The 25,137-nt window shown below is 68.1% G+C and carries 24 protein-coding genes; 15 read left to right on the forward strand and 9 right to left on the reverse strand.

Annotated elements, in window-relative coordinates:
- Window positions 1-35: 35 nt before the first annotated feature.
- Window positions 36-1,430 (reverse strand): short-chain fatty acyl-CoA regulator family protein, encoded by a 1,395-nt coding sequence (locus ABL308_14280; GenBank protein ID XBQ16107.1) that lies wholly within the window; start codon window positions 1,428-1,430, stop codon window positions 36-38.
- A 149-nt stretch (window positions 1,431-1,579) separates the two neighbouring features.
- Between ABL308_14280 and aceA the strand changes: the two genes are divergently transcribed.
- The 3 genes from aceA (at window position 1,580) to aceB (ending at window position 5,176) form a co-directional block, all read left to right on the forward strand.
- Window positions 1,580-2,875 carry an isocitrate lyase gene (gene aceA / locus ABL308_14285; GenBank protein ID XBQ16108.1) on the forward strand — a complete coding sequence of 432 codons (1,296 nt, stop codon included), beginning with the start codon at window positions 1,580-1,582 and terminating at the stop codon, window positions 2,873-2,875.
- 205 nt (window positions 2,876-3,080) lie between these two features.
- Window positions 3,081-3,566 carry a ribonuclease E activity regulator RraA gene (gene rraA / locus ABL308_14290; GenBank protein ID XBQ16109.1) on the forward strand — a complete coding sequence of 162 codons (486 nt, stop codon included), beginning with the start codon at window positions 3,081-3,083 and terminating at the stop codon, window positions 3,564-3,566.
- Between the two features lie 11 nt (window positions 3,567-3,577).
- Window positions 3,578-5,176: a malate synthase A gene (gene aceB / locus ABL308_14295; GenBank protein XBQ16110.1), complete on the forward strand. Its 1,599-nt coding sequence runs from the start codon at window positions 3,578-3,580 to the stop codon at window positions 5,174-5,176.
- Window positions 5,177-5,348: 172 nt separating this feature from the next.
- On the opposite strand, the gene ABL308_14300 is transcribed toward aceB, so the two are convergent.
- The 3 genes from ABL308_14300 to ABL308_14310 form a co-directional block, all read right to left on the reverse strand.
- Window positions 5,349-5,969, reverse strand: coding sequence for a glutathione S-transferase family protein (locus ABL308_14300; protein ID XBQ16111.1), 621 nt, complete (start codon window positions 5,967-5,969; stop codon window positions 5,349-5,351).
- A gap of 77 nt (window positions 5,970-6,046) precedes the next feature.
- Window positions 6,047-6,235 carry a DUF3008 family protein gene (locus ABL308_14305; protein XBQ16112.1) on the reverse strand — a complete coding sequence of 63 codons (189 nt, stop codon included), beginning with the start codon at window positions 6,233-6,235 and terminating at the stop codon, window positions 6,047-6,049.
- A 76-nt stretch (window positions 6,236-6,311) separates the two neighbouring features.
- Window positions 6,312-7,976, reverse strand: coding sequence for an AbgT family transporter (locus ABL308_14310; GenBank protein ID XBQ16113.1), 1,665 nt, complete (start codon window positions 7,974-7,976; stop codon window positions 6,312-6,314).
- A 144-nt stretch (window positions 7,977-8,120) separates the two neighbouring features.
- Here ABL308_14310 and ABL308_14315 point away from each other — a divergent pair, with 144 nt between their 5' ends.
- From ABL308_14315 to ABL308_14350, 8 genes are all read left to right on the forward strand, one after another.
- The gene (locus ABL308_14315; GenBank protein ID XBQ16114.1) at window positions 8,121-9,743 is read left to right on the forward strand and encodes a cisplatin damage response ATP-dependent DNA ligase; all 1,623 of its coding nucleotides are present in this window, start codon (window positions 8,121-8,123) and stop codon (window positions 9,741-9,743) included.
- A gap of 103 nt (window positions 9,744-9,846) precedes the next feature.
- Window positions 9,847-10,632: a mechanosensitive ion channel domain-containing protein gene (locus ABL308_14320; protein ID XBQ17746.1), complete on the forward strand. Its 786-nt coding sequence runs from the start codon at window positions 9,847-9,849 to the stop codon at window positions 10,630-10,632.
- Between the two features lie 102 nt (window positions 10,633-10,734).
- Window positions 10,735-11,043 (forward strand): hypothetical protein, encoded by a 309-nt coding sequence (locus ABL308_14325; protein XBQ16115.1) that lies wholly within the window; start codon window positions 10,735-10,737, stop codon window positions 11,041-11,043.
- A 104-nt stretch (window positions 11,044-11,147) separates the two neighbouring features.
- The gene (locus ABL308_14330) at window positions 11,148-11,948 is read left to right on the forward strand and encodes a hypothetical protein (protein ID XBQ16116.1); all 801 of its coding nucleotides are present in this window, start codon (window positions 11,148-11,150) and stop codon (window positions 11,946-11,948) included.
- Window positions 11,949-11,986: 38 nt separating this feature from the next.
- Window positions 11,987-12,508, forward strand: coding sequence for a PaaI family thioesterase (locus tag ABL308_14335; GenBank protein XBQ16117.1), 522 nt, complete (start codon window positions 11,987-11,989; stop codon window positions 12,506-12,508).
- Complete coding sequence (locus ABL308_14340) at window positions 12,505-12,906, forward strand: PaaI family thioesterase (GenBank protein ID XBQ16118.1); 402 nt, start codon at window positions 12,505-12,507, stop codon at window positions 12,904-12,906. The genes ABL308_14335 and ABL308_14340 overlap by 4 nt, the downstream gene beginning before the upstream one ends.
- 817 nt (window positions 12,907-13,723) lie before the next feature.
- The gene (locus ABL308_14345) at window positions 13,724-14,734 is read left to right on the forward strand and encodes an NAD(P)-dependent alcohol dehydrogenase (GenBank protein ID XBQ16119.1); all 1,011 of its coding nucleotides are present in this window, start codon (window positions 13,724-13,726) and stop codon (window positions 14,732-14,734) included.
- 3 nt (window positions 14,735-14,737) lie between these two features.
- On the forward strand, window positions 14,738-15,655 hold the full coding sequence (locus ABL308_14350) for a histone deacetylase (GenBank protein XBQ16120.1): 918 nt from the start codon (window positions 14,738-14,740) through the stop codon (window positions 15,653-15,655).
- Window positions 15,656-15,836: 181 nt separating this feature from the next.
- Here the strand turns inward: ABL308_14350 and ABL308_14355 are convergent, their stop codons facing one another.
- Window positions 15,837-15,995, reverse strand: coding sequence for a DUF2256 domain-containing protein (locus ABL308_14355; protein XBQ16121.1), 159 nt, complete (start codon window positions 15,993-15,995; stop codon window positions 15,837-15,839).
- A gap of 18 nt (window positions 15,996-16,013) precedes the next feature.
- A complete protein-coding gene (locus ABL308_14360) occupies window positions 16,014-16,442 on the reverse strand; it encodes a DUF393 domain-containing protein (protein ID XBQ16122.1) in 429 nt (142 codons plus the stop codon).
- A 44-nt stretch (window positions 16,443-16,486) separates the two neighbouring features.
- Here ABL308_14360 and ABL308_14365 point away from each other — a divergent pair, with 44 nt between their 5' ends.
- Window positions 16,487-17,473: an FAD-dependent oxidoreductase gene (locus ABL308_14365; GenBank protein ID XBQ16123.1), complete on the forward strand. Its 987-nt coding sequence runs from the start codon at window positions 16,487-16,489 to the stop codon at window positions 17,471-17,473.
- A gap of 53 nt (window positions 17,474-17,526) precedes the next feature.
- The gene (locus ABL308_14370; GenBank protein ID XBQ16124.1) at window positions 17,527-18,849 is read left to right on the forward strand and encodes an MATE family efflux transporter; all 1,323 of its coding nucleotides are present in this window, start codon (window positions 17,527-17,529) and stop codon (window positions 18,847-18,849) included.
- Here the strand turns inward: ABL308_14370 and ABL308_14375 are convergent.
- Together ABL308_14375 and ABL308_14380 are read right to left on the reverse strand one after the other, a co-directional pair.
- The gene (locus tag ABL308_14375; GenBank protein ID XBQ16125.1) at window positions 18,846-19,883 is read right to left on the reverse strand and encodes a quinone-dependent dihydroorotate dehydrogenase; all 1,038 of its coding nucleotides are present in this window, start codon (window positions 19,881-19,883) and stop codon (window positions 18,846-18,848) included. The genes ABL308_14370 and ABL308_14375 overlap by 4 nt on opposite strands.
- Window positions 19,880-20,224, reverse strand: coding sequence for a DUF952 domain-containing protein (locus ABL308_14380; protein XBQ16126.1), 345 nt, complete (start codon window positions 20,222-20,224; stop codon window positions 19,880-19,882). Before ABL308_14380 ends, ABL308_14375 begins: the two co-directional genes overlap by 4 nt.
- Window positions 20,225-20,339: 115 nt before the next feature.
- On the opposite strand from ABL308_14380, the gene ABL308_14385 reads away from it, so the two are divergent.
- On the forward strand, window positions 20,340-20,966 hold the full coding sequence (locus ABL308_14385; protein XBQ16127.1) for a helix-turn-helix transcriptional regulator: 627 nt from the start codon (window positions 20,340-20,342) through the stop codon (window positions 20,964-20,966).
- Between the two features lie 81 nt (window positions 20,967-21,047).
- Here ABL308_14385 and ABL308_14390 read toward each other — a convergent pair whose 3' ends face one another.
- A complete protein-coding gene (locus tag ABL308_14390) occupies window positions 21,048-23,609 on the reverse strand; it encodes a TonB-dependent receptor (GenBank protein ID XBQ16128.1) in 2,562 nt (853 codons plus the stop codon).
- Window positions 23,610-23,920: 311 nt separating this feature from the next.
- Between ABL308_14390 and ABL308_14395 the strand changes: the two genes are divergently transcribed.
- The gene (locus tag ABL308_14395) at window positions 23,921-25,099 is read left to right on the forward strand and encodes a hypothetical protein (GenBank protein ID XBQ16129.1); all 1,179 of its coding nucleotides are present in this window, start codon (window positions 23,921-23,923) and stop codon (window positions 25,097-25,099) included.
- Window positions 25,100-25,137 lie beyond the last annotated feature (38 nt).

The raw sequence follows: 25,137 nt of genomic DNA on the forward strand, positions 1-25,137 counted from the left end.
AACCAAGTCCGGGCCGGGCTTGAACGGTTTTCCCCCTAGAAGGTGAACGGCGCGGCGCCGCGGGCGTGCGGCTCGACCCGAAGCGAGCGGCGCAAGGGCGGAAACGCGCGTTCGGCGCATCCGGTCCGCTCGCAGAGCCGGCAGCTGAGCCCGACCGGGGTGTACTGATCGCCCGGATCGTAGACCAGCCGGTGCATCTCCTTCTCCTCGCAGCCCACCGCGACCGCGCTCATCGCAGCGCCGCCGTCGGGCAAGGCCCGGGTCACAGCGCGCGCGATGGAGACGAAGCGCGCCCCGTCGGTGAGTTCGAGCCCCTGCACGTGCACGCGCTCAGGCGCCCGGAACGCCTCAAACAGGCGCCAGCGCGCGCAGCCGCCGCCTGACCGGGCGAAGGCCAGCACCCCGCCGCCGAAGCGCTTGGTGATGTTGCCCGCCTGGTCGACCCGGATCATGAAGAAGGGCACGCCGCGCGCGCCGGGACGGTTCAGCGTGGTCAGCCGGTGGCAGACCTGTTCCCAGCTGACGTTGAAGCGCCGGCGCAGGGCGTCGATGTCGTAGCGGACGGTTTCGGCGGCCTCGTGGAAGGCCTTGTAGGGCATCAGGATCGCGGCCGCCGCGTAGTTCGACAGGCTCGCCTTGAACAGGGCGCGCGCATCCTCGCTCAGCCCTTCGGGCCCGCGCGATTCGTCGTTCAGAAGCTCGGCCAGTTCGAGATTGACGATCGCAGCGGCGATGTGGAACACGCGCGCCGCCGGCTCCAGCAAATCGCTTAAAAGCAGCTTGCGGGCGTGAAAGTCGAAGCGCCGGACCGCGCCGCCCATCACCTGGTCGTCATAGGTGCGCACCGCCGCGCCATGGGCCGATTTCAGGTGCTGGGTCATCGCCGCTTCGAGCGAATCGGCGTCCGGGAAGCCTGCGCGCAGGCGCTCCGCGGCGGCTTCCACGGCCGGGAAATGGTTCTGCGCGGCGTCCAGCGCGTCGCGCACCTCCTCGAGCGGTGACAGCGCCCCGCCCGCCCCGCCGCCTTCGGCCGCGCGCATGGCGAAGTCCGCCGCCGCCGCCGAGGTGTCGCGATAGACCTGGTAGAGCCGGGCCAGCGCTTCGGCCGCGCGCGGGTGGGCGTCGACGAGTTCGTCGAGATCGCGCCGGTCGAGATCGGCGCCCTTCAGCACCGGGTCGGACGCCGCCTCACGCAGATCGGCGACGAGCTGGCGATCGCTTTCGGCGGCGAAGGCGCGCACGTCGACGTCGAACGCCTCGGCGAGTGCGAGCAGGACGCGCGCGGTGACCGGGCGCTGATTGCGTTCGAGCAGATTGAGATAGCTCGCCGACACGCCGAGGCTCTCGGCGAACTGCGCCTGGGTCTGGCCCAGATCGCGCCGCAGCCTGCGCAGACGCGCGCCTGCAAAGAGTTTCTGACCGTCCGGCACGCCGGCATCCTTTTGTAATTAAATTTACAGCACGACAGATATACACCCGACCTCTGTATACCCCGCCACCCCTTTCTGCACAATAGGTTCTCGACGTGGCGCGTTGGTCGTGTCTAGGTTCTCACAACGCTGATCCAGGGGTTCCTTGCATGACTTCGTTTTACGACATCGTTCCCGGCGCCGCTCCTGGCCGCTTCGACGGCCTCGAGCGCAACTACACCGCCGAGGACGTGCTCAAGCTGCGCGGCTCGGTGCAGATCCAGCACACCCTGGCCGAGCGCGGCGCCGCCAAGCTGTGGCGGCTTCTGAACTCCGAGCCCTACGTGAACGCGCTGGGCGCGCTCAGCGGCAACCAGGCCATGCAGATGGTCCGCGCCGGTCTGAAGGCGATCTATCTGTCGGGCTGGCAGGTCGCCGCCGACGCCAACACCGCCGGGGCGATGTACCCCGACCAGTCGCTCTATCCGGCGAACTCCGCCCCTGAGCTGGCCAGAAAGATCAACCGCACGCTCCAGCGCGCCGACCAGATCGAGGTCGCCGAAAAGGGCGAGGCGAGCCGTGACTGGTTCGCGCCGATCGTGGCGGACGCCGAAGCCGGCTTCGGCGGCACGCTGAACTGCTTTGAGATCATGAAGGCCTTCATCGAGGCGGGCGTCGCCGGCGTGCACTTCGAAGACCAGGTCGCTGCGGAAAAGAAATGCGGCCATCTGGGCGGCAAGGTTCTGATCCCGACCAGCGCGCATGAGCGCAATCTCAACGCCGCGCGGCTCGCCGCCGACGTCATGGGCGTGCCGACGCTCACCGTGGCGCGCACCGACGCGGAGAGCGCGACGCTGATCAATTCCGACATCGACGAGCGCGATCACGAGTTCATCGATTTCGGCGCCGGCCGCACCGCGGAGGGCTTCTACCGCCTGAAGAAGGGCATGGGCGTCGATCACTGCATCAAGCGCGGCCTGGCCTACGCCAAATACGCCGACCTTCTGTGGTGGGAGACCTCCAAGCCCAATCTCGACGAGGCGCGCCGCTTCGCCGAGGCGGTGCAGAAAGAGCACCCCGGCAAGATGATGGCGTATAACTGCTCGCCCTCGTTCAACTGGGAAGCCAATCTGGACAAGGCCACCATCGAGAAATTCCAGAAGGAACTCGGGGCGATGGGCTACAAGTTCCAGTTCGTCACCCTGGCGGGCTTCCACCAGCTCAATTTCGGCATGTTCGAGCTCGCTCGCGGCTACAAGGACCGCGGCATGGGCGCCTATTCCGAGCTGCAGCAGGCCGAGTTCGCCGCCGAGAAGGACGGCTACACCGCCACGCGTCACCAGCGCGAGGTCGGCACCGGCTATTTCGACCTGGTCAACACCACGCTTTCGGGCGGGACCAGCTCGACCACGGCCATGGGCGAGTCCACCGAGACCGCCCAGTTCAAGCCCGCCGCCGCCGAGTAAGGCGCGGCCACGCGTTACGAGCCGGGTCCGCTGGATGATCCGGTTCGGGAGGCGCCCCCGCCGCATACCGCTGGATGTGTGCGGCGGGACCTCCACCCCGACCGATCCGGACCGCTGGATGTCCGGATCCGAGAGCGCCGGGCCGGACCGCTGGATGTCCGCTCCCCGGCGCTCTTCATTTCAAGCCCCGGCCTGATTTTATCCGATGATCCCTGTTTGCGACCTTTGCGACGCCCATCCCGACGCCGTGCGCGTGCTCGACCCGGTCTTTCAAAGCTTCGGCGGCGTGCGCAGCTTTCACGGCCGGGCGGAGACCATCCGCACCCATGAAGACAATTCGCGCGTGCGCGAGGCGGTCGCCGAGCCCGGCGAAGGCCGGGTTCTGGTGATCGACGGCGGCGGCTCGCTCAAGCGCTCGCTCTTCGGCGGAAACCTCGCAGCCCAGGCCGCCGAGAACGGCTGGGCGGGCGTCATCGTTTACGGTGCGGTGCGCGACGTGCACGAACTTGAAGCCGAGGCGCTGGGCGTTCTGGCGCTGGGGCTGTGCCCGGTGAAGACCGAAAAGCGGGGTCTGGGCGAGCGCGGCCCCGTTCTGGGGATCGCAGGCGCGGTGATCGCGCCGGGAGACTGGATCTACGCCGACAGAGACGGCGTCATAGCGAGCGCGGACGCGCTGCACGAAAAGACTTGAGGAGCGAAAGCATGCGAGACATCGCCGAAGGCGTCGAGATCAAGGGCGCGATGAAGCCGGGCTATGAGGAGATCCTCACCCCCGAAGCGCTGGACCTGATCGCCGACGTGCACCGGCGCTTCGACGCCGAGCGCCTGCGGCTCCTGAAAGAGCGCGAGGCGCGTCAGAAGCGCCTGGACGCCGGCGAGGAGACGCTGGACTTCCCCGCGGAGACCGCTGCGATCCGCGCCGGGAGCTGGACGGTCAAACCCGCCCCGAAAGACCTCGCCGACCGGCGGGTGGAGATCACAGGCCCGGTCGACCGCAAGATGGTGATCAACGCGCTCAATTCCGGCGCGAAATGCTTCATGGCCGATTTCGAGGACGCCTCCACCCCGTCTTGGACCAACATGATGGACGGCCAGATCAATCTGCGCGACGCGAACGCGCGCACGATCGACTTCACCGACGAAACCTCCGGCAAGTCCTACGCGCTGAAAGACGATCCGGCGGTGCTGATCGCGCGGGCGCGCGGGCTTCATCTGGATGAAGCGCACGTCACCGTGGACGGCTCGCCGGTCTCCGGCGGGTTCTTCGATTTCATCCTGTATCTCTTCCATAACCACGCCAGCACGAAGAAGAACGGCTCGGGGCCGTACTACTATCTGCCCAAGCTCGAGACCCGGTTCGAAGCCCGGCTCTGGGCGCTGGTCATCGCCCATTGCGAGGAGAAGCTCGGGCTGGCGCGCGGCACGGCGCGGGTGACGATCCTGATCGAGACCCTGCCGGCCACATTCGAGCTCGACGAAATGCTCTACGAGCTGCGCGACAACATCACCGCGCTCAACGCCGGGCGCTGGGACTACATCTTCTCCTTCATCAAGCGCCAGAAGACCGACAGCTCCAAGGTGCTGCCCGACCGCAACCAGGTCACCATGACCGCGCCCTTCATGGCCGAATACGCCAAGCGGGTGATCGCAGTCTGTCACCGGCGCGGCGCGCACGCCATGGGCGGGATGAGCGCCTTCATCCCGGTCAAGGGCGACGAGGCTGAGAACGAGGCCGCGATCGAGAAGGTCAGCAAAGACAAGCGCCGGGAAGCCGAGATCGGCCATGACGGCGCCTGGGTGGCCCACCCCGCCCTGGTCCCGGTGGCGCTGGACGCCTTCGACGCCGTGATGGAGGGCCCCAACCAGCTTCACAAGATCCCCGAGGTCTCCGAGGACCGGACCGCCTACCTCACGCCCAATGAAGGCTCGATCACCGAGGAGGGCTTGCGCGGCAACGCGGACGTCGCGATCCGCTATATCGCCAGCTGGCTTTCCGGCCGCGGCGCGGCGCCGATCCATAACCTCATGGAAGACGCCGCCACCGCGGAAATCTCCCGCGCCCAGCTCTGGCAATGGCGCGTGCACGGCGCGAAGACCGAGGACGGCGAGGTGATCGACGCCTCGCGCGTGACGTCCGTCATCGAAGAGGCCGGCGCGGCGATCAGGGACGAGATCGGCGAGACCGCCTGGGGCGAGGGCCGCTTCGAGGAGGCGAAGAACATCCTCGAAGAGCTGGCGCTGTCGGACCGCTTCGAGGAGTTCCTGACGCTTCCGGCCTACAGGCGCGTGGCTGAGGTTTAGGGGCCCACGCCCTTTTCATCGCTTCCCGGGCGAGCGAAGCGAGACCCGGGACCTACCGAAACACTCAGCGAGAAATCTAGCCGCGACGGGCCGTTTTCCTGCTGAGTGCTGACCGTAGGTCCCGGCTTTCGCCGGGAAGCGAGGAGAGTGAGAGCATCAAGCGCCCCCGCCCTCAGTCCTCCGCCGTCACCTTGCGCATGGCCTTGTAGGCGTCGCGGTCGCGGATCTTCTCGAGCCAGGCTTTGACGGGGCTGTCCTTGTCGATCGCGCCGGCGCGATCTGCGTTCTCGAGCTGGAAGCCCATCATGATGTCCGCGGCGGTGAAGCTCGACCCGGCGAACCAGTCATTGTCGGCGAGATGGGCCTCGACCGCGCCAAGCGCCTTCTTGCGCTCGCCGGCCATGTACTGGGCGAGAATGGAGTCCTCGAGCCCGGTCATGGTCAGATAGGTGTTCATCAGGAAGGGCAGGAAGATCGCGCCTTCGGCCGCATGCATCCACTCCAGGAACACCGCGCGATTCTTCTGGCCCGGGTCGGGGTGCACGCGGTGCGCGGCATCGAACTGTTCGAGCAGGTACATCGCGATCGCCCCGCTCTCTGCGATCACGCGGTCGTCGTGCACCAGAAGCGGCGCCTTGCCCAGCGGATGCAGGCGAGCGAGCGAATCCGGGGCGAGCCGGGTCTGTCCGTCACGCTTGTGGCGCTCGAGCACGTATTCAATCTGCAGCTCTTCGAGCAGCCAGATGATGCGCTCGGAGCGCGACTGGCCGAGATGGTGAAGCGTAAGGGTCATGGCGGGCTCCGGAGCGGTGAAACGGTCCGGACCCTAACGCATGGCGCGCGCAAATGGCGAGGCGGCCTTGCCTCAGCCTAGCTGTCAGACTTGTGTTCGGGCTTGTCCTTGCGGGAGCTCTCGGCGAAATCCTCGAGCTGGCTTTCGCTCATGGACTCGTACATCTGCTTTGAGGCGCCCTGAAGGTCGGAGACTTTCGTCTCGCCGCGCTTGGCGGACAGAGCGGCGCCGGCGGCTTTCTGCTGGGCGGCGGATTTGGACGGCATGGCGGGCCTCGTTCGCTGGGCTGATCATGGATCAACCGCGAAGTCGGCCCGCCGTTCCCGTCGCTTGCGCGCCGCTTTACTGGCCGCCCATGGCCTGGGGCAGCTCGTAGCCGACCTGCGCGCCCAGACCCAGCGGCAGATCCAGATAGACCCACGCGATGGTCATCACGATGCCCGTGATCATCAGCCAGATCGAATACGGGATCATCGCCGCGGTCAGGCTGCCCAGGCCGAATTCGGGCACCCAGCGCTTGGCGAAGACCAGGACCAGCGGGAAATACACCATCAGCGGGGTGATGATGTTGGTCGCGCTGTCGCCGACCCGGTAGGCCGCAGTGGCCATTTCCGGGCTGACGCCGAGCAGCATCAGCATCGGCACCAGGACCGGCGCCATCAGCGCCCATTTCGCGCTGGCCGAGCCCACGAACAGGTTCAGAAGACCGGCGAACAGCACGATCAGCCCCAGCACGATCGGCAGCGGCAGGCCCGAGCTTTCGATCGCGCTCGCCCCGTTCACCGCCGAGATGAGGCCCAGATTGGAGACGTTGAACAGCTCGACGAAATAGGCCGCGAAGAAGGCCAGCACGAGATAGTAGCCCATGTCCTTCATCGCGCCGGCCATCATGTCGACGATGTCGCGATGGTTCCTGATCGTCCCGGCGGCCTGCCCGTAGGCGACGCCGGCGAAGATGAACAGGATCATGAAGGCCGCGACCAGCGACTGGAAGAACGGCACCAGCGCCACAGCCACGCCGGAGTCGGCGAGCGCGGACTCGTCCAGAAGCGGCACGTCTCCGCCGTACATCGAGAGGTTTCCGAGCGTGACGAGCGAGACGAGGTCGACCGTCAGCACCGCCCAGACCAGCACGACCGCTAGCGAGGCGAGCCCGGCGAGCGCGAGGCCCTTCTTCTGACCGGCGGTGAGCGGGGCGCTGGGGTCCTCGTCGTCTTCGGTGCCCTTGCCGCCGGCGACCGCGCCGCCGGTCCATTTGCCCAGGCGCGGCTCGATGATCCTGTCGGTGACGAACCAGATCACCGGCAGGAAGATGAAGGTCATGGCGGCGATGAAGAACCAGTTGCCTGCAATGTTCATCGTCCAGTTCGGATCGACTGCGATCACCGCTTCCTCGGTGATGCCGAACAGAAGCGCGTCGAGCTGGCCGGGCAGAAGGTTCGCGCTGAACCCGCCCGACACGCCGGCGAACGCCGCGGTGATCCCGGCGATCGGGTGACGGCCGGCCGCGGCGAAGATCACGCCTGCAAGCGGAATCAGCACCACATAGGCCGCGTCGGCGGCGAGGTTGCCCAGCATGGCGGTCAGAGCGACCGCCGGGGTCAGCAGAAAGCGCGGGGCGTCGGAGACCGCAGCACGCATCGCCGTGCCGAACAGGCCCGCGCGTTCGGCCACGCCAGCGCCCAGCATCACCACCAGCACGTAGCCCAGCGGATGGAAGCCGGTGAAGATTTCCGGCATCTCGACCAGCAGATGACGCAGGTTCTCAGGCGAAAGCGCGCTCGCCGCCGAGACGATGTCAGGGCTGCCGTCCGCAGCCAGCCGGGTCGGATGCTCGACCGAGATGCCCATGAACGCGGCGACCGTGGAGACGATCGCCATCAGGATGATCAGATAGAAGAAGATGAAGGCGGGGTCGGGCAGCTTGTTGCCCGCGCGCTCGACCAGCCCCAGAAACCCCTTCTGGTGCTCGACCGTCGCGCCGCCCTGTGCGTTGTTCTCAGCCATGTTTTCCCCTCAAGAAGGTCCGCGCGTCGCAGATCGCTCCCGCGCGCGTTGTTTTTCCTGACGATAGGCTTACCGCGCCGCGCGCGCGGGGAAAACCCGCAAGGCGCCGGGGACATTCCGCACACCGCGGCTATATGAGGGCTCATGGAACGCTTCGCCCGCCTGCTTGACGCTTTGTCGACCACGCCCCAGCGCAACGCCAAGCTCGCGCTGCTGGTGGAGTATTTCGCCGAGCGGCCCGATCCCGAGCGCGGGCTGGCGCTGGCCGCGATCACAGGCTCGCTGAAGTTCACCGGCGCGAAGGCCGGCGCGATCCGGGCCATCGCGGCCGAGCGCGTCGATCCGGTCCTGTTCGAGCTGAGCTATGACTATGTCGGCGATCTGGCGGAGACCACCGCGCTGATCTGGCCGGCGAGGCACGGCGCGAACCGCACGCCGGACCTGTCCGAAGTCGTCGAAACGCTGTCTGACGCCACGCGCGCCGAAGCGCCGAAACTCATCGAAGCCTGGCTCGACGCGCTGGACGCGGACGGGCGCTGGGCGCTTTTAAAGCTCGTCACCGGCGGGTTGCGCGTGGGGGTGTCGGCGAGGCTGGCGAAAACAGCGCTCGCGAGATTCGGCGATGTCGAGCTGACCGAGATCGAGGAGCTCTGGCACGGCCTCACCCCGCCCTATGAAGACCTGTTCGCCTGGCTGGAGGGAAAAACCGACAAGCCCGAAAGCGCGGCGAAGTCGCCCTTCCGCCCGGTCATGCTCGCCAACCCGGTCGAGGACGCCGACCTCGCAAAGCTCGATCCGGAAGACTACGCGGCGGAGTGGAAATGGGACGGCATCCGCGTGCAGGCGGTCAGCGAAGACGGGGTTCGCCGGCTCTATACGCGCACCGGCGACGACATCTCCCACACCTTCCCCGACGTGCTCGCCGCGCTGACCTTCGAGGGCGCGATCGACGGCGAGCTTCTGATCCGCGCACCTGATGGGGGCGTGGCCCCCTTCTCAGAGCTGCAGCAGCGGCTCAACCGCAAGACCGTGTCGAAGAAGATGATGGTCGACCGGCCCGCCTTCATCCGCGCCTACGATCTTCTGGTCGAGGGCGAGACCGATCTGCGCCGCAAGCCGTTCCGCGAACGCCGGGAGCGGCTGGAAGCCTTCATCGCGAACGCGCCTGATCGGCTGGACGTCTCAGAACTGGTCCGCATCGAGAGCTGGCCCGCCCTCGAAGCGCTCCGCTCCGATCCGCCCCACGCGCACGCCGAGGGCGTGATGCTCAAGCGCTGGGACAGCGAATACGTCCCAGGCCGGCCCAAGGGTCCCTGGTTCAAGTGGAAGCGCGATCCGTTCCTCATCGATGCGGTGCTGATGTACGCCCAGCGCGGGCACGGCAAGCGGTCGAGCTTTTATTCGGACTACACCTTCGGGGTCTGGCGCACTGGCGAAGCCGGCGAGGAACTCGTGCCGGTGGGCAAAGCCTATTTCGGCTTCACCGACGAGGAGCTCAAACAGCTCGACAAGTTCGTCCGCGACAACACGATCGAGCGCTTCGGCCCGGTCAGAAGCGTCCGCGCCGCACCCGATTTCGGCCTGGTTCTGGAGATCGCCTTCGAGGGCCTGCAGCGCTCGCCGCGTCACAAGTCCGGCGTCGCCATGCGCTTTCCGCGCATCCACCGCATACGCTGGGACAAGCCGGCCGGCGAAGCCGACCGGATCGAGGCGTTGCAGACCCTGCTCGAAACGAGATTCGACGCCGCCGCAGGTCATGGTAAATAGCGCCAATTCGAACTAGCGCACCGAAGGGGCACTCATGACCGACGTCTTCCTCGCGGCCGCCGCCGCGCCCGCTTTCAGCGTCGAGACCATCACCGGCTATCTCATGACCGTGGGCGTCGCCGCACTGATCAACGTGGCCATGGCCGCGGTGATCCTGGTCGTGGGCTTCATGATCGCCGGCGCGGCCGGCCGCTGGGTGAGAAAGCTCGCCGAGAAAAACCCGCGCATGGACAAGACGCTGTGCAGCTTCTTCTCCTCGATCGTGCGCTGGGGGATCATCGCGGTGGTGATCATCGCCGTGCTGACCCGCTTCGGCGTGGAGACCACCAGCCTCGTCGCCGCACTCGGCGCGCTCACCCTGGCGATCGGCCTGGCGCTTCAGGGCACGCTGGGCAATGTCGCGGCCGGCGTGATGATCGTGTTCTTCCGCCCCTACTCGATCGGCCAGTATGTCGACATCGCAGGCGTGGCGGGCACGGTGAAGGACATCACCCTGTTCTACACCGAGCTGAACACCCCCGATAACGTGCAGATCATCATCCCCAACGGCCAGGCCTGGGACAATGTGATCACCAACTACTCCGCCTATCCGGTCCGACGCTGCGACTTCGTGTTCTCGGCGAGCTATGACGACGACATCGAGAAGGTGCAGAAGGTTCTGCGCGAGCTCTTCGAGGCCGACGAGCGCGTGCACAAGGACCCGGCGGTCTTCGTCGAGGTGAAGGCGCACAACGCCTCCTCGGTCGACTATGTGATCCGGGCCTGGTGTGCGGCCTCGGACTACTGGGCGCTGCATTTCGACATGAACAAGAAGGTGAAGATCGCCTTCGACGCCAACGGCATCGAGATCCCCTACCCCCACCAGGTCGAAATCCAGAAGAAGGCCTGAGGCGGGCAGGAAGCGAAACCGGCTGCTCTCGCGTTGACCGGTTCACGGGCGGGCCGCGCGCCCGCCCTTTTCGCGCCGCAATCGGAAGGAAGGCTCACCGCCATGACCGAGACGAGCGAAAAACCCAGCCGCAAGACCCTGATGGGACGCCTGGCCGCCATCCGCCCGGCCGACCTGGTCATCCTGTTCTTCCTGTGCGTTCTGGTGGGCGTGATCCTCGCCTTCTTCAACGTCGACCCCGCCGATCTGTGGATCGACTTCTTCGCCACGGTCGGCGAGGCGTGGAACAGCTTCTTCGGCGGGCTGGGCGAGCTTCTGGGCAACGCGCTGAAATACTTCTTCCTGGGCGCGGTGATCATCCTGCCGATCTGGGCGGTCTGGCACGTGCTGCGCGCGGTGCTGAAGCGCTAGGCGCGGGCGCCAGGGTTCACGCTCCGTCAACCAAGACAAGCGGTTCTGCGCGCATTCAGCGCTGTCCTGTGCGAGCCTCGACCCTCGTTTCAGGGGGCCGCGCCATGACGGGGCGTTTCGACATCGACACCGACGACGGACCGTCGCGCTGCTGGCGCGACCGGCCGATCGTGGTGTGCGACCCCTCCCGCTTCAATCGCCGGCTCACCGTGGACATTCTGCGCCATGCGGGCGCCTCCAAGGTCACCCCGGCCGACACCCCCGCTACCGCGCGCTGGTTTCTCGGCCAGTCCCGCGATCCGCTGCTGGTCGCGGGCTGGAACGCAGAGGCCGGCCTGGGCGAAGGCCCCGATCTCATCCGCGCGCTTCGCCTGTCGGACCGAAACCGCCGCGCCCCGGCGGTGATCGTCACAGGCCGCAGCGGGCTGTTCGACATCGAACGGGTGCGTGACAGCGGCGCGGACGCGCTGGCTTTGCGCCCGGTCGCGCCGAAGACCCTGGCCGAACGCCTCGCAGAAATCGCCGCCCGCCCTCGCCGCTTCGTCGAGACCGCGCGCTTTTCAGGCCCCGACCGGCGCGCGGATCGTCCGATGCGCGGAGATTTCAAACGCGGCGCGGACGTCGCGGCCGGCCTCGTCGCGCCGGTCGAGGCCGCGCGCAACGAGGCGCGCTCGATCGTGTTCGAAAGCCTGCGCCGTCGCGATCCCATGGCCGCCCGCGTCGGCCGCTCGCTCGAGCGCTATCTCGGCGCCGTGACGACGCTCGACGACAGGGCCTCCGAGATCGTCGATCTTCACCGCGCCACCCTCGCCAAGCTCTCCGACGCGCGCGGCGCGGACACCGCGCACAAGCTCGACGTGATCGCCGGGCTCGAACGCATCGTAGAGCGCCGCGCCGCCGCCTGACCTAGGCGCCGCGCGCTCGCCCGCGTACAACCGGCTCCATGAGCGACGATCTTCAATCCCGGCTCGACCAGCTCGCCCCGCTGCTGGTCGCCGGAAGCCCCCATGCGGTCGATCTCGGCTTTCAGCTCGCGCGCATCGCGCCGGGCGAAGCGGCCCTGCGCGCGCCCTATCGCGAGGACCTCGTGGGCGATCCCGAGACCGGCGTGATGCATGGCGGGGTGGTCACCGCCCTGCTCGACCACGCCTGCGGCACCGCCGCCTTCGCCGGGCTGGGCGGAGACAAGGCCACCGCCACGCTCGACCTGCGGCTGGACTACATGCGGCCCGCCACGCCGGGCCGGGAGATCGTCGCCGAAGCCCGCACCACCAAGGTCGCAGGGCTTTTCGCCTTCGTCGATGCGGTCGCCCATAACGGCGATCGGGACGATCCCATCGCCACCGCGCGCGCGGCCTTCATGGTGACGCGCGCCAGCCAGGAAGCCGCCGAACGCGCCCGGGCCGACATCGAACGCGGCGTCACGCCGATCTCGAAACTGCCCGGCGAAGGAGGCGCGGCGTGAGCGACCGTCTGAGCCTTCTTCTCTCGAGCCCCTATGTGAAGCGCTTCGGCGTGATCTTCGATACGCATGGCGACGAGCTGACCGGCGTGCTGCCCTACAAGGACACGCTGGTCGGCAATCCGCTGATCCCGGCGCTCCACGGCGGCGCGATCGGCGCCTTCATGGAGATCACGGCGTCCGCCGGCCTGCTCGCCGCCGGCGATCTCGCCGCCCCACCCAAGCCCATCGACGTGGCGGTCGATTATCTGCGCCCCGGCCGGCCTGAAAACGTCTACGCCCGCGCCTCGATCACCCGGCAGGGCTCGCGCGTGGCGAATGTGCGCGTCGAAGCCTGGCAGGAGCGCCGCTCCGCCCCCATCGCCACCCTGCACGGCCACTTCCTGATCAAGCCGGCCTAGCGGCGGGGGTGAAGCCAGATTTCAATTCTGCGGGAATGACGATGGGGGGCTGCTTTTAGAAAATCTCACCCCTCGCTTCCCGTGCGACCGGAGGGAGACACGGGACCTACCGCATGCGCTCAGCAACGTGGCTGAGTGTTTCCGGTAGGTCCCGGCTCGGCGCGCTGACGCGCTTGGCCGGGAAGCGAAGGGAGGGAAACGTGGCGCGTGTGAGCGCGCCTTATCCCGCACACGGTCCCGGCCCTTCCCCCGGATCAGGTCCGGGGGTTCGGCCGGGAATTCAGGGCGGTGGGGCGGTCGTTATCCCCGGCCTTATCCGCCTCTTTCGCGCAGCCGGTATACTTCTCCCCCTCTTCACCCGGTTAAGGCGGCGGTCGCGACGCGTCACGGTCGGGGTGAGGGGCGGTGTCCGGCGGGGCGGCCGCTTCAGCCTGGGGAAATCCCCGGGCTGGATGCGAGGCGGCGGTCCGGGTCGGAGTGACCGAGGTCGAAATCCCGGCGAAGCGCGCCCAAACCCCGCAATGGCCCACCCCGGCGTGACCGGGGCCGGCTGAGCGGGGCGAAGCAAGCCGTACCCGCCGGGCTATACAGCAACCGTAAGGTATCGGCCCGTACTCACAGCACCGGGCGCGGGCGTTTCGTCCGGCTTCTAGAACCTTTGCAATTGCGTTCGGCCGAACGGCCGCCCGCGCCGACCGTCTTCTCTCATCGCCTCGCGCAAGATTTGCGGCGAGGGTTTCGGCGCAGGGGGGCGCCGCCCGCTTTACTCCGCCCGCCAGCGCCCTACCCTCGCGGCGAACCGAGAGGGAGACACGCCATGATCCGCGCCTGGGCCGCGAAATCCGCCGGAGCGAAATTCGAGATCGCCGAGTACGACCCCGGCCCGATGCGGCCCGACGATGTCGAGATCGATGTCACCAGCTGCGGGCTCTGCCATTCCGATCTGTCGCTTTACGAGGACGAATGGGGGATCACGAAATTCCCGCTCGTGCCCGGCCACGAAGTCGTCGGAAAGATCACCCAGGTCGGCGAGACTGTCAGCCATCTCGAGCCTGGCGATACCGTGGGCGTAGGCTGGTTCTCGCGCTCCTGCCTTGTCTGCGATCCCTGCCTTCACGGCGACCACAACATGTGCGCAACCGTCGAGCAGATCGCGGTGGGCCGGTATGGCGGTTTCGCCGAGAAGGTCCGCGTTCAGGCCAGCTGGGCGAACCGTCTGCCCGACGATCTCAAGGCCGAGGACGCAGGCCCGCTCTTCTGCGGCGGGATCACCGTGTTCAACCCGATCGTCCAGTTCGGCGTGAAGCCCACCGACCGCGTCGGCGTGGTCGGCATCGGCGGGCTGGGCCATCTGGCGCTTCAGTTCCTGAGGGCCTGGGGCTGCGAGGTGACCGCCTTCACCTCCACCGGCTCGAAAGCCGAGGAGGCGAAACGCCTGGGCGCACACCGGGTCGTCGACAGCCGGTCGGAAGAGGCGCTCAAGGCCGAGGCGGGCCGGTTCGATTTCATCCTGTCCACCGTCGCCGTCGATCTGGACTGGAGCCTTTATCTCAACGCACTCGGCCCGCGCGGCCGGCTTCACACGGTCGGCGTGCCGCCCAAGCCCATCAAGGCGCACGCCTTCCAGCTTCTGGGAAACCAGCGCTCGGTCTCCGGCTCGCCGCTGGGCAGCCCGGCGACCATCCGCGACATGCTCGATTTCTGCGCCCGGCACGGGATAACCCCCCAGGTCGAGCGCATGGGCATGAGCCGGATCGGCGAGGCGATGGAAAAGCTCAAGTCCGGCTCCCCGCGCTACCGGATCGTGCTGGACAACGATTTCGGGTGAGTCTTGCTGCCCATCGTCCACCATCCCGCCTATGTCGCCGAGGACGTGCCGGCCACCCACCGCTTTCCGATGGGAAAGTTCAGGGCGGTGGCCGAAGCCTGCGTTCGCACAGGGCTCGCGGCGTCTTTCGAGGACTTCCACAGGCCCGCCCCGGCGCCGGAAAGCTGGCTCGCCCTGGCTCACGACCCGGCCTATGTCGATCAGGTCTGCCGGCAGACCGTTCCGGCGCCGCTCGAACGAAAAATCGGGTTCAAGATGACCGCGCCTGTCGCCCTGCGCTCGCGCTGCGCTGTGGCGGGCACCGCGCTGGCCGCGCGGCTGGCGCTTGAGCACGGCGCGGCGTGCAACACCGCAGGCGGCAGCCATCACGCCGCCCATGACGGCGGTGCGGGGTTCTGCGTCTTCAACGACGTCGCGGTCGCCGCGCGGCTGATGCAGGCCGAAGGGCTGGCGCGCCGGGTGCTGGTGATCGATCTCGACGTCCATCAGGGCGACGGCACGGCCCGCATCTTCAAGGCCGACGCGAGCGTCTTCACCCTGTCGGTGCATTGCGAGGAGAACTGGCCGCGCCGCAAGGCGGTCTCCGACCTCGATCTCGGCCTTCCGCGCGGGACCGGCGACGCAGACTATCTCAAAGCGGCGAAAGCGGCGGTCGAGAACGCGCTGGAAGCCGCCCGGCCCGATCTGGTTTTCTATAACGCCGGTGTCGATCCCCATCGCGAGGACCGGCTGGGCCTGCTCGACCTCACCGACGCCGGCCTCGCCGCGCGCGAGGCCATGGTGTTCGAGGCGGTGATGCGGCGGGGCGTGCCGATCGTCGGGGTGCTCGGCGGCGGCTATTCGCGCGATATCGAGGCGCTGGCGGGCCGGCACGTGCTTCTGCACAGGGCGGCCGCCGAGGCGCTCTCGGCCTATGCCTGACGGCCGGCGCAAAAAAATCCCCGCCGCTCCGGGGGGAGGCGCGGCGGGGATGAAGGCCGGCTGCGTGCCGGCCCGTCCAATCGGGGAACCAGACGGGATCAACGCTGTTGATGGGAGCACTTTGGGGCCCGCCACCTTTCCCGGCGCTGTCGGAAACATGTCTTCTTCGAAATGTGGCGGCTCAACGCGCCCCGGCGCAGCGCTTGGAGCAGTATTTCACCGCCTCCCAGTCGCGCGCCCATTTCTTGCGCCAGGCGAAGGGCCGGCCGCAGGAGACGCAGGTCTTCTCAGGCAGATCCGCCTTGGCGGTGCGCCGGCCCCGATGGGTGTTTTTCGCCATGAGAGCCGCCGCCCGAGCTCAGCCCGACAGGCGCCGCGCCACCGCCTGAATCTGCGGCCTGACGATGAGGAAGACCCGATAAAGCCCCTCGCCGATCCAGACGAAGGGCGGCAGGGCGGCGACCCGGCCCAGCGTCCGCCAACCCGGCGTCGCTTTCCAGAGTTCGGCGAACGCCGCCGCGCCGGAGACGAGCGTTCCGTCGGGCTTGCGCACGTGAAACCGGCCCAGCGCCTGCTCACGGCTGATCTCGGCGGGCGGGCCGTTTTCGGTGAGGTCGACGAACTCGGCCTCCGCGCCAGAGCGGCGGTAAAGGCCGATCTCCGCCCGGCAAAGCGGGCAGGCGCCGTCGAAATAGACCGCGCACGCCCCTTCGCGCCCAGCCGCCGTGTCTGCGGCGCCGGGTTCAGGCGCAGGCGATTCAGTCGTTTTTTGCGTTTGACCGTCCATATCAGCCAAACTTAGAGCGTCGACCACAGAGGAACAGAGGGCGGATGCGGGTTGCGGTGATTGGAGCGGGGCTCGCCGGAGCGTCGGCAGCGCGGGCGCTGAAAGCGGCGGGCGCGGACGTCACGCTGTTCGACAAGGGTCGCGGGCCGGGCGGCCGGCTGTCCACCCGGCGCGTGGAGACCCCGCTGGGTGAAATCGCCTTCGACCATGGCTGCCAGTTCGTCACCGCGCGCACCGAAAGCTTCGCCGCCTTCCTGAAGGCGGCCGAGGCGTCCGGCGCCGCCGCCCCTTGGCCCGGGCGGCTGGTGAGCATCGACCGCTACGCCAATATCGAACCGCTGCAGGAACGCGAGCGCTGGGTCGGGGCGCCCGGCATGAACGGGCTGGTCAAGGCCGCGCTCGACGGCTTCGCCCCGCAGTTCGGCCGCCGCGCCGCACGCCTGCGCGGTAGGCCCGGCGACTGGACCGTGAAGTTCGAGGACGGCTCGGAAGAGGCCGGTTTCGAGCGCGTCGCCCTCACCCTGCCGCCCGAACAGCTGATCGACTTTCTCGCCCGCAGCGACGGGGACTATCCCGAAATCATCGCCGAAGCGCGCGGCGTGGAGATCACGCCGTGCTGGACGGTGATGGCCGCGATCGACACGCCATACGATCCCGGATTCGACGGCGCGCAAATCTATGGCGGCGGCCTGCGCTGGATCGCGCGCATGGCCTCGAGGCCCGGACGCGCGCAGACCGAGGCGGTCGTGCTGCAGGCGAGCCCGGACTGGTCGCAAAGCTTCCTTGAGGAAGACCCCGACACCGTCGCGCGCATGCTGTGCGAGGAGGCCTATGTCCGCTTCGTCATGCCAGAGCCGGCCTGGAGCGCTGCGCATCGCTGGCGCTACGCGCTCGTCGCCCGGCCGGCCGGCGAGCCGTGCGCGCTCGACGAGACCGGGACCGTCGGCGTCGCGGGCGACTGGCGGCTCGGCCGCCGCGCCGAGCAGGCCTGGCTTTCGGGCGAAGCGCTCGGCCGGGCGCTCGCGAGCTGACCGCCCGCCCCTCGGGGCTTCGCGCCGCCGCGCTTCGGCGCTAGACACCGGCCATGACCGCCGCCCGCCTCACCCGCCGCGCGCTGTTCGCCCGCGCCGTGCCCGTCATGGGCGCAAACATCGCGACGCCGCTGGTGGGCCTGGTCGACCTCGCCGTGATCGGCCGGACAGGCTCGACGGAAGCCATTGCAGCCGTGGCGCTGGGCGGGCTGGTCTTCAACGCGCTCTACTGGTCGCTGGGCTTTCTGAGGATGGGCGCGACCGCGCTCGCCGCCCAGGCCGAAGGCGGCGAGCCTGAAGACAGCGCAGCGGTGTTCTGGCGCGGCGCCGGCACCGGCGTGGTCCTCGGCGCGGTCCTGCTCGTCCTGCAGAGCCTGATCGCGCCCCTGATATTCCTCGCGTTTTCGGGCGGTGAAACCGTCGAAGGCGAAGCGCGGGCCTATTTCGACGCGCGCATCTGGGGCGCTCCGGCCGCGCTCGCAGGCTTTGCGATTTACGGCTGGCTGATCGGACTGGGCCTGACCGGCCGGGCGCTGGCGCTGCAGATCGCGCTCAACCTCGCCAACGCCGCCCTGTCGCTCTGGTTCGTGCTGGGGCTCGATCTCGGCGTAGCCGGCGCGGGCGCTGCGAGCGCGGCGGCGCAGTGGATCCACCTCGCAGCCGCCGGCCTCATCGTGCTCGGCCCCTTACGCAAACGAGCCGCGCCGGACGCCGCCCGCCTTCTCGACCGGAGCAAGCTCGCCCGATTGTTTTCGGTGAACCGGGACATCTTCCTGCGTACGCTCGCGCTTCTGGCCGGGTTCTACTGGTTCAACGAGGCGAGCCTCAGGCTCGGCGCGGACATCCTCGCTGCGAACGCGATCCTGCTTCAGTTCATCTCGATCAGCGCCTTCTTCCTGGACGCCTTCGCCCATGTCGCCGAAGCCGAGACCGGCAGGGCCGCCGGCGCCCGCGACTGGACGGGCCTGAAGCGCGCCTTCAGGCTGACGAGCGAGCTCGCCGCGGCGTGCGCGATTTTGCTGGGGCTGGGGTTCCTGATCGGCGGGCAGGCCTTCATCCACGCCATGACCGACGAGCCGGCCGTACGCGCCGCCGCCGGCGCGGCGATCGTGTGGTGCGCGCTGGTGCCGATCGCGGGCTGGCCGAGCTGGCAGCTCGACGGTCTGATGATCGGCACGACGCGCGGCCCGCTCATGCGCAACGCCATGGCAGCTGCGCTGGTCATCTACCTCGCGCTCGACGCCCTGCTGCGCCCCGCCTTCGGCGCAGACGGGCTGTGGCTGGCGTTCCTGCTCTACTACGTCGCCCGCGCAGGCACGCTGGCTTTGGGCTGGCGTGGGCTCAGGCGTGACGTTCTGGCGGGAAAGACCGGCTAGAGATCGGCGCCCACCGCGTCGGCGAGCCGCTCGTATCCGTCCCGCTTCAATAGCGTCGCGAGCCCGTCGCGGATCTTCACCGCCAGGGACGGGCCCTGATAGACGAGCGCGGTGTAGAGCTGGACCGCGTTCGCCCCGGCGCGGATCTTCGCATAGGCCGTATCGGGCCCGTCCACGCCGCCCACCCCGATGATCGGCATGTCCGGGCCGGCCGCGCGGCGCACCTTTTTGAGAACCTCGGTGGAGGCCTCGAACAGCGGCGCGCCGGACAGCCCGCCGGTCTCGCCGGAATGCCGGCTCTGAAGCGTTTCGGGCCGGGCGATCGTGGTGTTCGACACGATCAGCCCTGAAAGCTTGTGCCGGACCACGGCAGCGACGAGCGCGTCGATATCGGCGTCCTCGACGTCGGGCGCGATCTTCAGGAAGACCGGTTCGGCCCAGCGCGCGTCGTTGACCTTCTTGAGAAGGTCGTCGAGCGCCGCGCCGGTCTGCAGCCCGCGCAGGCCAGGCGTGTTCGGCGAGGAGATGTTCACGGTGAAGAAATCGGCGAGCCCGGACAGCGCCTTCAGCCCCGCCGCATAATCTGCCGCCCGGTCCTCGCTGTCCTTGTTGGCGCCGAGATTGACCCCGATCACGCCCGGCGCGGGATCAGCCTGGCGCGCCTCGAGCCGGGCCTTCACCACGTCGAGGCCCTCATTGTTGAAGCCCATGCGGTTGATGACCGCCCTGTCCTCGCGCAGCCGGAACAGGCGCGGCTGCGGATTGCCCGGCTGCGGGCGCGGGGTGACCGCGCCGACCTCGACGAAGGAGAACCCGGCGCGCAGGAGCGCGTCCGGCGCCTCGGCGTTCTTGTCGAACCCGGCGGCGAGCCCGACCGGATGGGCGAGCTCCAGCCCGGCGATCGCCGTGCTCAGCACCGGATCGGCGCTCGCTGAGGCCTTCGGCCCGAAGCCGTGCTTGAGACCGGTCAGAGCGGCGCGATGGGCCGTCTCGGCGGGCAGGAAGGTCAGGAGCTTTGAAAGCGCGTCGCTCATGCCAGATCCTCGCCCAACCGCCAGCCGTCCTCGCCCTTCCGGATCAGGTGGACCGCGCGCACCGCGCTCCAGGGAATCGGGCCGTAAACATGGGGAAACAGCGCCCCGCCGCGCGAACGCTCCCAGCGCAGGGTCTCGCCCAGCGCGTCCGCGTCGATTTCGGCGACGGCCAGCCGTTCGGCGTCGGCGTAATGGGCCTCAAGCGTGCCGGCGAGCTGGTTCCGGGTCGAGCAATGGATGAAGCCGTCCGCACGGTCGAAGGCTTCACCTTCATACGCGCCAGCGGCGGCGGCGACGGCCAGCGCCTCGGGCGCGGCGATGCGGAAGACAGGGTCGGTCATGGCCGCTCGCCTACCCCTGCAGACCGCCGCTGGCAAGCTCGGGGCGCGCCGGGACTGGCGACAGGAAAATTTTCCTGCTAGAGGACATAAAGCCGCCAATTGACCGGGAGCGCCCATGCTCAGCCACGCCCAGATCTGGAAAGGCGTCGACCAGCTCGCCCGCCGCGCCGGCGCGAGCCCCTCGGGCCTCGCCCGCATGGCCGGGCTCGACCCCACCACCTTCAACCCCTCCAAGCGCGCGAGCGCAGACGGAACCAAGCCGCGCTGGCCCTCGACCGAAAGCCTCGCGAAGGTTTTGCAGGCGACCGGCGTGAGCTTTGAAGACTTCGCTGCGCTGGCGACCGGTTCGGGCGCAGGCCGGTCCGTGCCGCTCATCGGCTTTGCGCAAGCCGGCAGCCAGGGCTTTTTCGACGACGCCGGCTTTCCGGTGGGCGCGGGCTGGGAGGAGGTGCGCTTTCCCGGCGTGGAGGACGAGAACGCCTACGCGCTGGAGATTTCCGGGGACTCCATGGCGCCGGTCTATCGCGAGGGCGACCGGATCGTGGTCGCGCCTGACTCCCCGCCGCGCCGCGGCGACCGCGTGGTGGTGAAGACCCGCGGCGGCGAGGTGATGGCCAAGGAGCTGGGCCGGGTGACCGCCCGCACGGTCGAGCTGATCAGCCTCAACCCGGACTATGAGGACCGGGTGCTGGACGCCGCCGACATCGTCTGGATGGCCCGGATCGTCTGGGCGAGCCAGTAGCCGCGGTTTCGCGACACTCCCAGAATCGAAAAGGGCCGGAGCGAGAGCTCCGGCCCTTCCCGTTTCAGCGCGTGGCGTCGCCTACCATTCGCTACGCAGCGTCACGCCCCAGGTGCGCGGCGCGCCAAGGAAGGCGCCGTAGCTGGCGGTGTTGCGCGGTTCGAGCGAGGTGCCCGGGCTCGGCGGCGTACCGCGGCGGCCTTGAGCGAACTGATCGAACGCGACCTGGGCGTAGGTCTCGTCGGTCAGGTTCTTGCCCCACAGCTCGATGCTCCACAGCCCGTCCTCACGGCCCAGACCGATCCGCGCGTTGAACAGCGTGAAGGAGTCCTGGACCTTCTCCGGGTCGAGATCGGAGCCGGTGTTGTAGTCCGACACGTAACGCGCATCGGCCGAGGCGGTGAACAGCAGGTTGTCGAACACCGGCCGCTCGTAGATCGCCTGCGAGGTCAGGAAGTGCTCCGGCGCGAGCGAGAAGTTCTCACCCTCGATCGCGTCGACCAGCGCGTCGCCGGTGTTCACTTCAGAGTACTCGGTGTCGACATAGGCGTAGCCCGCGGTCAGGTCGAGGCCGGGGACCGGGGTGGCCCAGAAGGCGTCCAGTTCGAAGCCCTTGGACTCGGACTCGTCGATGCTCTCCACCACGAAGGACAGGCCGTTGAAGGTGTTGAGCTGGTAGTCCTCGACCTGCTGCCAGAACAGCGAGCCGTTGAGCTGCACCACGTTGCCGAAGAGCTGGGATTTGAAGCCGAGCTCGTAGGCGTCGATGATCTCCGGCGCGAAGGAGCTGTCCACGTCGGTATAGCCGGTCGCCGGATCGATCGGGCCGTTGAACTGGCGGTCGAGATTGTAACCGCCCGCCTTGAAGCCGCGCGAATAACCGCCGTAGACCATGACATCGTCGCTGAGATCCCAGGTCGCACGAAGCGTGCCCGAGAGTTCCTTGTCGGTGCGCTGGTTGTCATACCCGTGCACGTCGAGACCGGTCCGCGCATAGGGCAGACAGATATTGCCGATGGCGAACGCGCCGGCGAGCGTGCTGGCGGACGGCGGGGTGCCCGGCGGGGTGACCGCCTGAACGAATCCGGCGGTCGGGTTGAACCCAAACGCGCCTTCCAGCGCGGCGCAGGCGAGCGGCGCGTTGGTGTCGAAGGTCGCGATGATGTCCTTGGTTTCTTCGGTGTAACGAAGACCGCCGGTAATCGCGAAGCTGTCCGTCAGCCGGTAAGTATTGTGCGTGAACAGCGCCCAGCTGACGGCGGTCTGGTTGTAGACGTCCTGATTGACGCCGGTTCCGGCCACGAAGCCCGCGCCCGGCGGGATGGAGACCAGCCCGCCGGTCAGCGTGTTGATGGTCGCGGACACGCCGGCCGGGGTGCCCAGCGGCGGAACCGCGCCGGCGGTCAGCAGACGGCCCAGGAACGGCTCCCAGTCTTCGCCATAGCGGATGGCGTCGCCCAGTTCCAGCTCCTCATGGGAGTAGAACGCGCCCACCAGCCAGTCGAGATCGCCGTTCACCCCGGTCAGGCGCACTTCCTGGGAGAAGCGGCTGAGATCGGTGTAGTTGCCGTCCGCGCGATAGGCGATGTCGGCGCTGGAGTAATCGACGTCCTGGGTGCGCGAGTTCTCCCAGTTCCGGTAGGCCGTGACCGTGGTCAGCGTGCCGATCGGCGTTTCGATGTCGAACTCGCCCGAAACGCCCCAGTCTTCGACGTTCTGTTCGTAGGCCCGGTTGGCGAAGGCCAGGCGCTCTTCAGGGTCGGCTGGCTGGAGGACCTGCCCGCCCACGGCGCCGACGAACGCCGCCGCGGCAGCAGTGTAATCCCACTGCACCGCCGAGCAGCACAGCTCGTCGCGCTTGGAGTAGTCGGCGATGAGCCGGCCCTCGACCACGTCGCTCGGCGTCCAGAGCAGCTGGCCGCGCAGCGTGTAGTAGTCCTGGGTTTCGGACTCGGTTGTCTCCGCCGAGGCGCCCTTGCCGATGACAAGATCGGTGAAGCCGTCGCGTTCGCCTTGGGCGGCGAAAAAGCGGTAAGCGAGCTTGTCCTCGATGATCGGGCCCGTCAGGTGGCCCGAATACCGGCTATAGCCGTAATTGCCCACGGTAGCCTCGAGCGACCCGCCGCCCTCGAATTCAGGAGCCGCAGTGATGATGTTGAGAACGCCGGCGGAGGTGTTCTTGCCGAACAGCGTGCCCTGCGGGCCGCGCAGCACCTCGATGCGGTCGATCTCGCCGAGATCGCCGAAGCCCACGCCGTTACGCGAGCGGAACACGCCGTCGATATAGACGCCGACCGAGCTTTCGAGACCGAAATTGTCACCGACCGTGCCGATGCCCCGGATACGCGCGGTGGTGATCGTCTCGGACTGGGTCGAGGTGACCATCAGACCCGGAGCGATCGCGATGAGATCCTTGATGTCGCGCACGCCGGCCTGCTGCAGCGCCTGAGTGTCGTAGGCGCCGATCGAGATCGGCACGTCCTGCGCGCTTTCCTCACGCTGCTGAGCGGTGACGGTGATAACCTCGACGGTGCGGCGGTCGCCGCCGCCGACCTGGTCGAAGACCTGCGCGCCGGCCGCCGAGCCCAGGACGAGCGACGAAGCGGCGGCGAAAAGCGCAGTCCGGGTGAAAGTTCGAGCCATCAGGATGCATCCTCCATGAGATCGTCCCGTCGAAAGCGGGATTTTATTGTGCAGCGCAGCGTTCACGCCTGTCACAAGACTGTCTGATTTGCGGGAGCTGTTGAAGCGGTCGCGGAGGCGTTTCTTTAGTCCGGTGATCCCTTCGGCGGCGCTTCGAACCGGATTTCAAAAAACTGTTGCAGCAGCAACACGCCCTTGAAACTACAGGGTTTTGCTGCACCTGCGAAAAATGCAGTCCGCCGCCCCTTAACCGATCAGGAGGACCTAGCGGGTTAGCATGCTCGCGTTCAAGACCAGCGTGGAGCCGGGCGATGGACGACGCCGTCATGCGGGCGCTGAAAGCCCACCTGGCCAGCGCCGATCATATCGACGTGAGCCGCTACCAGTTCGTCAATATGGACGCGGTGCGGGCTGCGGCGGGAGAGCTCTGGCCGGATGTCCGCCAGCGGGTCTTCCTCGCAGCGCGGTCCATTATCGAACGCCGGCTGGCTGAAGCAGACCTGGTCATCCAGTGCGCGACCGGCTTTCTGGTCATCTTCAAGGCGCTTTCCGGGGCTGCGGCGGACCAGACCACCGCCCGTATCCGCGAAGACCTCGAACGCTTCTTTCTCGGCGAAAAATTCGCCGAGCTGCTGCGCGTGGAAGCCACGAGCGAGAAACTGACCCCGGCCGAATTCGAGGCTGCGCTGGCCGCCGCCGGGGGCGTCGACGAAAGCGCCCCGCCTGCGAGCCCGAAGCCGCCAGACCCCGGGAAACCGGCCCCGGCCGCGCTCGGCGGGCTGAGCTTCCTGCCGGCCTGGGACGTGCGCCGCGAAGCGGCGGCGAGCTATTTCGCCGATCCGCGGCTGGTGACCGAATCCGGCGCACCGGACGCCGCAGAAACGGCCGCAGTGCTCAAGCGCCCCGACGACCGGCTCGCGTTCGATCTCGCCGTTCTGGAGCGTGCAGCCGCAGCCCTGAAGAGCGCGCTCAGCCACGGCGCGCGCTGCGCGATCATCGTGCCCGCAGGCTACGCCGCGCTGGGCTTCAGCCGCACACGGTCGAGCTATGTCACAGCGCTGGCCGCCCTGCCCCGCGATCTCCGCCAGCTCGTCTGGGTGAAGCTTGTCGGCGCGCCAGCCGACGCACCGGGCGCGGCGATGGCCGAGACCGGCCGCATCGTGCTGGCCCACACCCCGCACCTGTTCGTTCAGGCCGACCTCAAGGCGCTCACTCTGGAGCGGTATCTGCAGACCGGCGCGAGCTTCATCGGCGCGAGTTTTCCGAAAAAGCTCACCGAGGCGGCGCGCTCCGATCTCGACGGCTTTCTCGCCCGCGCAGGCCGCGCCGGCGCGCCGGTCTGGTTCGACGGTGTGGACGATTGGGACCGGCTGCGCACAGCCTCGAAAACCCCCGCCAAGCTTCTGGCGGGCGCTGCGATAGGCCGTCTCGACGCCCCCGCCGCGCCTTACCGCATCACCCGCACGAAGCTTTTATCCAAAGCCGCCTGAGCCCGCGCTTGCCGGAGCGCGCATGGCCGCCCTACCCT

Source organism: Oceanicaulis sp. (assembly GCA_040112665.1).
In the GTDB taxonomy this organism is placed as follows: domain Bacteria; phylum Pseudomonadota; class Alphaproteobacteria; order Caulobacterales; family Maricaulaceae; genus Oceanicaulis.